The sequence below is a fragment of the Mesorhizobium sp. ZC-5 genome (assembly GCF_025753855.1).
Classification (GTDB): domain Bacteria; phylum Pseudomonadota; class Alphaproteobacteria; order Rhizobiales; family Rhizobiaceae; genus Neomesorhizobium.
Map to the genome: position 1 here is coordinate 186,196 of NZ_JAOWPT010000012.1, position 10,672 is coordinate 196,867.

9 protein-coding genes and 1 pseudogene are annotated in these 10,672 nt (G+C 62.6%); 8 read left to right on the forward strand and 2 right to left on the reverse strand.

Going from position 1 to position 10,672, the window contains the following annotated elements; all coding sequences use genetic code 11:
* Position 1: 1 nt before the first annotated feature.
* Genes OHD58_RS24910 through OHD58_RS24935 form a run of 6 tightly spaced genes read left to right on the forward strand, consistent with a single transcriptional unit; the run spans position 2 to position 6,696 of the window.
* Positions 2–1,051, forward strand: coding sequence for an Ldh family oxidoreductase (locus tag OHD58_RS24910; protein ID WP_263806331.1), 1,050 nt, complete (start codon positions 2–4; stop codon positions 1,049–1,051).
* Complete coding sequence (locus OHD58_RS24915) at positions 1,051–1,803, forward strand: transporter substrate-binding domain-containing protein (RefSeq protein ID WP_263806332.1); 753 nt, start codon at positions 1,051–1,053, stop codon at positions 1,801–1,803. Before OHD58_RS24910 ends, OHD58_RS24915 begins: the two co-directional genes overlap by 1 nt.
* A 51-nt stretch (positions 1,804–1,854) precedes the next feature.
* Positions 1,855–3,534 (forward strand): thiamine pyrophosphate-binding protein, encoded by a 1,680-nt coding sequence (locus OHD58_RS24920; protein WP_263806333.1) that lies wholly within the window; start codon positions 1,855–1,857, stop codon positions 3,532–3,534.
* Complete coding sequence (locus OHD58_RS24925) at positions 3,531–3,842, forward strand: DUF4387 domain-containing protein (RefSeq protein ID WP_263806334.1); 312 nt, start codon at positions 3,531–3,533, stop codon at positions 3,840–3,842. The genes OHD58_RS24920 and OHD58_RS24925 overlap by 4 nt, the downstream gene beginning before the upstream one ends.
* Positions 3,839–5,263 carry a DUF1446 domain-containing protein gene (locus tag OHD58_RS24930; RefSeq protein ID WP_263806335.1) on the forward strand — a complete coding sequence of 475 codons (1,425 nt, stop codon included), beginning with the start codon at positions 3,839–3,841 and terminating at the stop codon, positions 5,261–5,263. Before OHD58_RS24925 ends, OHD58_RS24930 begins: the two co-directional genes overlap by 4 nt.
* Complete coding sequence (locus tag OHD58_RS24935) at positions 5,260–6,696, forward strand: FAD-binding oxidoreductase (RefSeq protein WP_263806336.1); 1,437 nt, start codon at positions 5,260–5,262, stop codon at positions 6,694–6,696. Before OHD58_RS24930 ends, OHD58_RS24935 begins: the two co-directional genes overlap by 4 nt.
* A 194-nt stretch (positions 6,697–6,890) precedes the next feature.
* On the opposite strand, the pseudogene OHD58_RS24940 reads toward OHD58_RS24935, so the two are convergent.
* A pseudogene (locus tag OHD58_RS24940) lies at positions 6,891–7,424 on the reverse strand (IS630 family transposase); the annotation flags it as partial.
* A gap of 100 nt (positions 7,425–7,524) precedes the next feature.
* Complete coding sequence (locus tag OHD58_RS24945; protein ID WP_263806337.1) at positions 7,525–7,713, reverse strand: hypothetical protein; 189 nt, start codon at positions 7,711–7,713, stop codon at positions 7,525–7,527.
* 208 nt (positions 7,714–7,921) lie between these two features.
* Between OHD58_RS24945 and OHD58_RS24950 the strand changes: the two genes are divergently transcribed.
* A complete protein-coding gene (locus tag OHD58_RS24950) occupies positions 7,922–8,272 on the forward strand; it encodes an invasion associated locus B family protein (protein ID WP_263806338.1) in 351 nt (116 codons plus the stop codon).
* Between the two features lie 490 nt (positions 8,273–8,762).
* Positions 8,763–9,599 (forward strand): hypothetical protein, encoded by an 837-nt coding sequence (locus OHD58_RS24955; RefSeq protein ID WP_263806339.1) that lies wholly within the window; start codon positions 8,763–8,765, stop codon positions 9,597–9,599.
* Positions 9,600–10,672 lie beyond the last annotated feature (1,073 nt).

The following is a 10,672-nucleotide window of genomic DNA, read 5'->3' on the forward strand; positions in this document are numbered from 1 at the left end:
AATGCCACATGTCGTCGAGGCCGACATTCGCGAATTCGCGATAAAAACTCTGTCGGCAAGCGGTCTTGCCGGCCCGGACGCCGAAGCCGTGACAGACGGCCTGATCCTCGCGACCAAGCGCGGGGTCACCACCCACGGCGTGTTCCGGCTCCCGCAATATTGCGAGGGCATCAAGAGCGGCAAGATCAACGGTCAACCGCAGGTGGGAATCTTGCAGCGTCGCGGCGTCACTGCGCTGGTTAATGCCGACGGCGGCTATGGCTTTCGCCCAGGGGCGATGGCCATGGACCTGGCGATCGAGATCGCCAGGGAGCATGGCGCCGCGGTCGTGGGCGTGCGCAACAGCCACCATTTCGGCGCGGCGGCGATCTATTCGGAGCGTGCCGCGCTGGCGGGGATGATCGGCCTGACAACGACCACCACGCGCTCCAACATCGCACCGACAGGCGCGATCGGCGCCGTCGTCGGCAACAATCCGATCGCCATCGCGATCCCCCGGCGGCAGCCGAAACGGCCGATGGTCCTGGACATGGCGCTCAGCCAGGTCGCGATGGGTCGCATCCGGGTTGCGGCGGCCAACGGGCAGAAGGTTCCGGAGGGTTGGGGCTACGATTCGCTCGGCCGCGCGACGACCGACCCGAATGCCATCCTCGCCAACGGCATCCTGGCCGCGATCGGCGAACACAAGGGCTACGGCCTCTCGGTCATGATCGAGGTGCTGGCCGGCGCGCTCACCGGGTCGCCCTTTGGCCTGGGATCGAACAACCACGATCACCCCAAGGGCGGCGTCGGCCATTTCTTCCTGGCGATTGCGCCGGATTTCATGCGCGAAACGGAGGCATTCTATGACGATGTGGAGGAACTGGTCCGGCAGATCAAGGCTAGCCCGCTCGCCGAGGGCAGCAAGGGCATCTTCCTGCCTGGCGAGATCGAAGACGTGAAGTCGACGCAGGCGGATCGGGATGGCCTCCCGATCTCGTCCGAGCTGGCAGGCCAGCTTGAGGAGCTTGCGGTCAAGACCGGCGTCGCGGCGCCTGCCTGGAAAAACTGATGGAGACCCCGATGAACGTCGACCAGTCCGCCCTTATTCAAGAGCTTGCCCCGACCGGGCGATTGCGCGCTGCGCTGAATTTCGGCAACCAGGTGCTCGTCCAGCGCGCCGACGACGGCTCCGCCAAGGGCATTACGCCGGCGCTTGCCATGGAACTCGGCAGGCGTCTTGGTCTGGAAGTCGATTTCGTGCCTTACAAGCGCGCGGAAGACGTATTCGAAACACGCAACGACGGCGTGTGGGACGTGTGCTTCCTCGCCAACGAGCCGGTGCGTGCTGCCGAGATCGCGTTCACCGCGCCCTATGTGTCGATAGCCGGCGTCTATGCAGTGCCGCAGGTTTCTCCGTTCAGTGATCTGGCCAGCGTCGACAAGCCAGGCGTGCGGATCGGTGTCGGCAAGGGCAGCGCCTACGACCTGTTCCTGACGCGCACCCTGAAGCAGGTTGAATTCGTCCGCATTGAGAGTGCCACGGGTATTCCAGCGCTGCTTATCGAGGGCAAGGCCGACGTCGCTGCCGGAATCCGGCAGCCGATGGAGGAGTTCATCGCGTCGACGCCGGGCTACAGAATCCTCGCGGAGCCCTTCATGGAGATCAAGCAGGCGATGGCGTTGCCGAACGGGCGCCGGCTGGCTGCCGACTACCTGAAGCGTTTCGTTGAAGATGTGAAGGCGTCTGGCTTCGTCCGCGACGTTCTTGACCGCAACGGCCAGAAGGATGTCGCGGTGGCGCCGCCGGTGTCCGTCGCCTGACGGTTCGGTCATTCGCCCGAAACACCCATTCATGTACGAGAAAGCAGCACGATGACGAAAACCGGAACCTTGCGTAGCGGCGGACAATTGGTGGTCGATACGCTGGTCGCTTATGGCGTGGACAGGGTCTATTGCGTTCCCGGCGAAAGTTACCTCACCGTTCTTGACGCGCTGCACGATGCGCCAGGCATCGAGACGATCACCTGCCGGCAGGAGGGCGGGGCCGCGATGATGGCCGAAGCCGACGGCAAGCTCACCGGCCGGCCCGGCATCTGCATGGTGACCCGCGGTCCGGGAGCGACCAATGCGAGTGCGGGCCTGCACGTTGCCCATCAGGATTCCACGCCGATGATCATGTTTATCGGCCAGGTCGACAGGGGCGCCATGGAACGCGGCGCCTTCCAGGAAATCGACTACCGGAGGATGTTCGGCGAGGTTGCCAAGTGGGTGGCGCAGATCGACCGTGCCGACCGTGTCCAGGAAATGGTCGCCCGCGCCTTTGCCGTCGCCACGTCGGGCCGGCCGGGCCCGGTGGTGCTGGCGCTGCCGGAGGATATGCTGGACGACGTGGCGATGGCGGTCGAACTGACGCCGCGGCGGCGCCTCGAAACCTATCCGTCCGACGAACAGATGGCCGAGGTGGCCGCGCGTCTGCAGGCGGCGGAGCGTCCGCTGGTCATCCTAGGCGGCACGGGATGGGATCAGGAGACCTGTGCGGCTGTTCGGGCATTCGCGGAGCAGAGCGGCCTGCCTGTCGCTGCGTCCTTCCGCAGGCAGGATTTGTTCGACAACGATCATCCGAATTTCATCGGCGATGTCGGCGTCGGCCTCAATCCGAAGCTCAGGCAACGCATCGAGCAGAGCGATCTTCTTCTGGTGATCGGATCGCGTCTGGGTGAAATGGTCACCGGCGGGTATTCGATGATCGCCATACCCCAGCCGAAGCAGGAGATGATCCATGTCCTGTCGGGGCCGGAAGAGCTTGGACGTGTCTATCAGCCGGCGCTGGCCATCAACGCCACGCCGCGGGGTTTTGCGAAAGGCCTGAAGGCGATTTCGGTGAAACCCAGGGATGGTTGGCGCGACTGGCTCTCGGCAGGGCGGGCCGAGTACGAAGCCTGGCAGAAGCCCGCGACGATTCCGGGGCCGGTCCAGATGGGTCCGATCATCCATTGGCTGCGCGAACATTTGCCGGACGATGCCGTCATCACCAATGGGGCAGGCAACTTCTCTGTCTGGGTTCATCGCTTCTTCCGCTTCCGGAAATTTGGCACCCAGCTTGCACCGACGAGCGGTTCGATGGGTTATGGGTATCCGGCGGCTGTGGCCGCAAAAATCCGCCATCCCGACCGCGCTGTCGTGTGCGTAGCCGGCGATGGAGATTTCATGATGACCGGGCAGGAACTCGCGACGGCCGTCCAGTACGGAGCGGGTGTGATCGTCATTCTCGTCGACAACGGCATGTACGGCACCATCCGCATGCATCAGGAAAGGAATTTTCCTGCGCGCACTGTGGCGACGGACCTGAAGAATCCGGACTTCGCCATACTCGCCCGGGCCTATGGCGCGCACGGCGAGACGGTCGAGCGAACGGAAGATTTCGCGCCGGCGTTCGAGCGGGCTTCTGCGTCCGGGCTTCCCGCGATCATCCACGTGAAGATCGCGCAGGAGGCGATTACCCCATCGCAGTCCATCAGCCAGATCCGCGCCGCGGCGCTCGAAAAGGCGTGAGTACCGTGAGGCTGATCGACGTCGCCAAGGTCATCCGGAGCAAGAATGCAGGACCGTTGCACGTGACTCTGGACCTGATGTTCCCGGACAAAGCCGGTTTCGATACCGCATCGGCCTCGAAGAGCCTCGAAGCCGCGGCCATCGCAAAGCTGTACGGCGTTCCGGTCGAGAAGGTCACCGTCATACCCTATGCGCCGGCACTGGCGCTCAAGATCGTGATCGACCGGCCGGTGGTGGCGGGATCACCGGGTGACCGGGACGTCTACGGGGCGCAGCAGCACCGCCCGCTTCTGGATATCGTGCTATGAACGCGGCGGGGCGGCTGCGTGCATCCGGCCTCGGTCCGGGACAGGAAATCCGCGTGCTGGCGGCCTCCGGCCAGCTCGGCAACGGCATTCCCGAAAAGGCTTTTCGAGCGGGCCTGGCGCGCAATCCTCATGTCATCTGCTGCGATATGGGCTCGATCGACCCGGGGCCGGCCTATCTCGGCTCGGGCACGATGGCGACGTCGCCCGAAATCACCCGCCGCGACCTCGATCTGGTCCTGACCGGCGCTCTCGAACTGGGTGTTCCGCTGGTCATAGGCACAGCCGGCACGGCGGGTGCGAGGCCGCATCTGGAGGCGACGCTCACATTTGTGCGGGACATTGCGTTCAAGAAAAACCTCACCTTCAGAATGGCGGTCATCGAGGCCGATATTCTCGGTAGCGAGCTGAACAAGTACGCGGGAGCCGGCCGCTCGCGGCCATTGGGCGATATCGCTGCCCTCGATGCCGAAACCATCGGCCGCGCCGAGCACATTGTCGGCCAGATGGGCATCGGGCGCTTCCAGGCGGCACTGGAGCTTGATCCGGACGTCATCATCGCGGGGCGGGCGTGTGATACCGCGGTGTTCGCCTCGGTGCCCTGGTGGCTCGGCTACGACAAGGCAGCCTCGCTGCACATGGCCAAGATTATCGAATGTACCTCGCTCTGCTGCGTGCCAGGCGGGCGCGATGCGATGCTGGGTACGCTGGACGGTGACGCCTTCACCCTGGAGAGCATGAACCCGGCGCGGGCCAACACGCCGCTTTCGGTCGCCGCGCACAGCCTTTATGAACAAGCCGATCCATACCGGATTTACGAACCTGAGGGCGTGCTCGATATTTCTTCGGCCCGCTACGAGGCGGTGGACGAGCGCCGTTCGCGCGTTTCAGGCGCGATCTGGCAGCCGGCAGCACGGTTGACCGTCAAGGTCGAAGGCGCCGAGCGGGTCGGCGAGCGCGCCATCCTGTGCGCCGCCTCCTGCGATCCCCGCGTCATCGAGCGCGCGGAAACGATCGTCGAGGAGGTCAGAACGACGGTGGCCGAGATCATCCCGCCGGATGCTTCTCCCTACGACCTCATCTTTCACGTGTACGGGAAAGGCGCCGTCAGCCTCTTCGAGACGCAGCGTTCCGGGCAGCAGCCGTCCGAGGTGTTTTTCCTCGTCGAATGTATTGCCGAGACGGCGGCGCGAGCGAAGGCGGTCGTCGGCGTCACCAAGCAGTTCCTGTTGCATCACGGCTTTCCCGGCAGGCTGAGCACCGGCGGCAACATCGCTTTCCCCTTCACGCCACCCGAACTGACGGCGGGAACCGCCTATCGCTTCTCCATTTATCACCTTATCGAGGTCGAGGACGACGCTGAACTCTTCCCGGTGCGGGTCGAACAGGTCAGTGGCAGACAGGCGGACGGAGCGGTGTTGTGAGCGAAGCCGAAATCCTTCATCGACTCGCCGAAGTGGTAGGGCCGCGCGGCATCATCGACGCCGTGCCGGACATGGATGGCTACGTTGCCGACTGGCGCAATCTCAACCGGGGCAGGGCGCTCTGCGTGCTTCGTCCGGACAGCACGCAGGCCATCGCGGCGGCGGTGAAGCTCTGTGCCGACGCAGGCGTGGCGATCGTTCCCCAGGGGGGAAACACGTCCATGGTCGACGGCGCGACGCCCGATGCATCGGCTGGCCAGGTCGTGCTTTCACTGACGCGCCTGAACCGGGTCAGGGCGATCGACGAAATCGACATGACGATGACGCTGGACGCCGGCGTGATCGTCAAGGCGGCCCAGGATGCCGCGGCCGAGGTCGGCTGCGTCTTTCCGCTCTCCTTCTCCGCGGAGGGAACAGCGACCATCGGGGGCGCGCTGTCGACCAATGCCGGCGGCAACAACACGATCCGCTATGGCAATGCCCGCGATCTCATGCTCGGCCTCGAAGTCGTTCTGCCCGACGGAAGAATCTGGAACGGGCTGCGCTCGTTGCGCAAGGACAATACGGGCTATGCGCTGAAACACCTTTTCGCCGGTGCCGAGGGTACGCTCGGCGTCATAACCGGCGCGGTGATGAAGCTGGTTCAGCAGGCGCGGAGCGAGGAACTGCTGTTCTGTGCGGTGCCCAGCGTCGACGCGGCGCTTCGGCTTTATCGGCGGTTCCGCTCGCAAGATGAATCAAGTCTGCGCGCCTTCGAGTATCTGTCCGGGTTGGCCGTCGATATGGTTGTCCAAACCATCGAAGGGGTGAGCCTGCCATTCCCGGCGCGCGCCGACCACTATGTGCTGATTGATCTCGCATCGACCCGCACCAACGATACGCTTCGTGATCTGGCCGAGAACATTCTCGCGGAAGCACTTGAAGCAGGCGACGTGTCCGACGCGGTGATCGCTGAGAACCTTGCCCAACGCCGGGCGCTGTGGCGGCTGCGCGAGGAACAGTCCGAAGCGCAGAAGCGCGTCGGCGCCAACGTCAAGAACGACGTATCCGTCCCGGTATCCCGCGTCCCGGACCTGATCCGCCTTGGCGCGGAAGTCGTCACGAGGCTCTTTCCAGGCGTTCGGGCTGTCCCGTTCGGTCACATGGGCGACGGCAACATCCACCTGAACTTCGTCAAGCCGGAGGGATTGGACGACCAGGCGTTCCTGTCGAGAAGCGGCGAGTTGATGGAGGCGGTCAACGCAGTGGTGCGCGACCTTGGCGGAAGTTTCTCGGCGGAGCACGGCATAGGCCGGCTGAAGGTCGACACGATGGCCGATTGGCGCGAGGGCGCCGAGCTTGATCTCATGCGCGCAATCAAGACGGCGATCGACCCGCGCGGGGTTCTCAATCCTGGCAAGATCTTCAAGACGGAAACGCGGGGCAGGCAATAGCGGCGACCCTGCAAAGGCCTACTGGACATATATCTTGCTGGGGGCCGCGCCTGCCTGGCGGGCCATGAAGCTGTCAGGCTCGGACCGTAGCCAAACTGAACATTAGCTGGAGGGGACCGAGTTGGCGCCAAGAAGACGGCGCGGACGAGATTATCGTAGGTTCGCGCCTTGGCCTTTCGCAGCAGGGTTTTGAGCTTGGCGAATGCCATCTCGATCGGATTCAGATCGGGCGAGTATTTGGGCAGGAACAGGAACCATGCACCACGCTGTCTGAGTGCCTGGGCGGCGCGAGGACTTTTGTGGACATTGAGATTGTCCAGAACGACGATGTCGCCGCGACCGAGAGCCGGCGCCAACTGGGTCTCGACATAGGTATCGAAAGCCGCGCCGTCGATGGCACCCTCGATGATCCATGGGGCCACCAGTTCATGGCAGCGCAGGGCGGCGATGAAGGTTTGCGTATGCCATTTGCCGAAGGGCGCATCGGCGAGGAGCCTCTTGCCGCGCGGGCTGCGTCCGCGTAACGGGGTCATGTTGGTCTTGACGCTGGTTTCGTCGATGAAGACCAGCCGCGACGGCTGGGCGCGCATCAGAGGCTGGCGATGCTCGCGCCATTCACGCCGCGCCGCTTTCACGTCGGAACGTTCTTGCTCCGAAGCCAGCAGGGCTTTTTTATACGTGAACCCCTCCCGGCACAGCAGCTTGGACAGGTTCGACGGGTCGACCATCACCCCGTGCTCACTTTCAAGCTAGGCCGCAAGGTCCGGCATTGTGATGTCGGGCCTGGCCTTCACCTTGCTTACGATGGCTTCCCGATACGGCCCCAGCTTACCGGTTGCGGCCGGGCGGCCCTGCTTGGGCCGGCTCGATCGAACCGGTCGCCGCGTAGCGCGCCTGGAGCCGTACAGCCGTCGACGGCGCAACCTCAAACTGCGCCGCAACCGAGCGTCGCGACTTGCCATCGGCAATGCCGCGAACCAGCCGAAGCCTCAAATCATGCGAAATCGTCTTTCCCATTGGCATTCCTCCTCGCCAACAGGAATCATGCTTCAATCAAAAAGGGAATCCCTCTCGATTCATTCTATTCGCCCGACGCTTTAGGTGGGAAAAGTCGCGGGTCTGATACGCAAGAAAAGCGCTTATTTTTACGTGCGCAGAATCCCCGAAGCTTTGAAACGAGCATTGTGATGTCGAGAGTTAAAGCCGGAATGTCGATCACGGTGGATTGACTTGGCGCCGGCAAGCGGATCATTCTGGGCATCGAGATCCAGGCCAGCCCGATGGGAAGGCGGCAACCGGTATCCTTGTTCTACCCTTCGGGCTCGCGCTCGATGCCGGCGTCACGCTTCAGATTGACGACCAGCCGGCTCAAGCACCCCTGCGGTTCAGCACTTGTCTCTCCGGCGGCTGCCTCGTTCCGCTCAACTTCGACGATGCGTTCCTTTCAGCACTGCGCGCTGGAGAAACGCTCAAAACGGCGACCAAGGCCGCCGACAGCGGTCAGGCGATTTCCTTGTCTGTTTCTCTCAAAGGCTTTTCGGTCGGCTTCGATAGGGTGACCGCATTGGTGCAATGACCGATATCCAAGCCCACGCCGGAATGAGAGCAAGAAATTCGCTCACGCACTGGCAGAGCAGCAAGGTTGGCGGCTGCTGATCGTCAAGCGGCGTCAGCGTGTCTTGAGGATCACCGGCTTGACCTGGATCGTGGAACGCAGCTTCGTTTGGCTCGGGCGCAATCGCAAGTTCAGCAAAGATTATGAGTATCGCGTTCAGACATCCGAGGCGATGATCGACATAGCAGCCTCCCGGCTCATGCTTAATCGCCTTGCAAAACGTTAATTGCCAACACTCTCCGAGCAATCGCCGCATCGGCGTCTGCCCCATGGGTATGGACGCATTCACCTACGCGCAATATGGATAGAGATGCGGTCTGCCTAACGCTCACATTTTCGCCGCGTCGGTAAGGCAGACGACGAAGACGTTCGTACAATGATGCTGCGCGGGGCGGGTTGGTCTTCCGATTTGACGCCGCCCTGCACAGGTATCGATCGAGGGGATTTGGTCATGACCGACAACAAGCCAGCGAGCGACGTCACCAAGGATTGGCAGGCGTCGCAGGGCCAGAAGTCTTCCGCGACGCGCCTGCGGATTTTCGCGGCGATCGCGTGGATCATCGCCATTGGCGGGGAGATCGCCGGGATTGTTCTGCTCCGCCAGCACAAGTTCGACCAAGGGAACCTGCCTCTGCTGATCGGTCTTTTGGTCGGGATCGCGATCTTCGCAATTGCCGGCAGCTTCCTATGGAAGGCGGCCAACAAGCACGATCCGGCCCGTGCGTCCGAGAAGTTCAAGTTCTTCTTCCAGAACCAGCTCGGCGCGATCATCACGCTCATCGCCTTCCTACCGCTGATTCTACTGATCTTCACCGACAAGGATATGGATCCGCAGAGCAAGAAGGTTGCCGGCGGCGTCGGCGCCGTGCTGGCCGTGGTCGCGACCCTGCTCGGCGTCAGCTACCAGCCCCCGTCGGTCGAGCAGTACACTCAGGACATGAACGAGTGCGCGGCCCAGATCAAGGCAGGGCAGCCGACCACCGCCTGTTCGCCAGAAGTCGCTGCACAGGCGCAGGACATCGCCAGGGACTCCGGCGTAATCGCAGCGGCGACGAAGAACGCTGAACACCCCGAAGGTCAGGATGTCGTTTACTGGATCGCGCCGGAAACCGGAGCCGCGAAGTCCGAAGTCCCGCATGTTTTTCACCTTTGCGCGGGCGTAAGTCCACTCAGCGGCAAGACTGTGAATAGCGGCTCCGTGACGGAGGCCTACGCGCAGAACGCCATCCGCATCACGAAACAGATCGAGATGGAGCAGAAGCAATGCGGGTTCACCATCCCGCAGTGAGCGATATATTTGTGGAGACTTCCGGGCGTATCTGGATCGTCGGCACCGGTGGCTCAATCCTGTTGGGGAATACAAAAGATGGTGTGAATTGCCAGCCTCCTATGAATGCCACTGGGACTGCTCTGATGGCGCGGGTAGGCCGACAAATCACACCACCACGACAACAGGGAAGGTACACAGGCAGTACAAACTTCAATGAGCAGGTGGGGGCCATGTAGCTTGGTGGCAGCGGGGATTCTGGCTGCTCTTCAGGGCTGGGCATTGGCTCAGTAAGATGTTTTATAGGCGCCGGTCCGAAACATCGGCGGCCTCGACCCGATTGGCGATTTGCAGGCCCCGACCTGTCTCTAACTTCCGCTTCCATGCACCAACGCCCCAGCATAGTGGTTTCCGGCAGCTACGAGAAACGTGAACCTCGCGCTGATCCCATTCTCGCTCGGTAGCCAGTGTTACGTCGCTGATCCGCATCCGGATGGGACAGCAGAGCCGTGACCGCGCTGGCTTCGACCGTCAGTGGTTGGCGAGAAGTTCACACGCATCAACGAGAGGAATGTCGTATTCGAGCTCCGTCCGGCCCGGATCATCGCGGGATGGTAATCGTAGCATGGTCGTCCTTGACACGTACACGCACCTTACGCCCGCCACCCGCAGCGAGCAGTCCATCGCGGATAGGTTGCCAAGTCAGTGTACCGTTCCCGCTGGAAGGGCCCATCGTTACGTCGGTTCACTACCACTGCTTTTGGGCAGCTGTCGTCATCAACCGGTAATGTAGCGTGTTTACCGTCTAGATTATCCATTGATCTACGGATTGCGAGTTCGCAACTCTCCACCTCTTTGGAGGCTGGCAGGCTAGGATCGGGATAGGGGGCTTGCGGCCCAGTGTGCTTGAGCGGCGCCTGAGCGGCAAAGTTGAACACGATCAGCAGGTGGACCGATGATCCGTCCGATTGCCTACAAGCCCCCGCCGCCTCCCAAGGTCGATCCCAAGGCGAATGCCGAGCAGATCACGCGGCTGCAGGCCGAAGCCACGAAATTGCGCAATGAGATCCGGCTCGCCAACAAGATGGGCGAGT

Coding starts and splice junctions, on each gene's coding strand:
- OHD58_RS24910 (WP_263806331.1), top strand. CDS start 2: ATGCCACATGTCGTCGAGGCCGACATTCGCGAATTCGCGATAAAAACT.
- OHD58_RS24915 (WP_263806332.1), top strand. CDS start 1,051: ATGGAGACCCCGATGAACGTCGACCAGTCCGCCCTTATTCAAGAGCTT.
- OHD58_RS24945 (WP_263806337.1), bottom strand. CDS start 7,713: ATGGGAAAGACGATTTCGCATGATTTGAGGCTTCGGCTGGTTCGCGGC.
- OHD58_RS24955 (WP_263806339.1), top strand. CDS start 8,763: ATGACCGACAACAAGCCAGCGAGCGACGTCACCAAGGATTGGCAGGCG.
- OHD58_RS24930 (WP_263806335.1), top strand. CDS start 3,839: ATGAACGCGGCGGGGCGGCTGCGTGCATCCGGCCTCGGTCCGGGACAG.
- OHD58_RS24920 (WP_263806333.1), top strand. CDS start 1,855: ATGACGAAAACCGGAACCTTGCGTAGCGGCGGACAATTGGTGGTCGAT.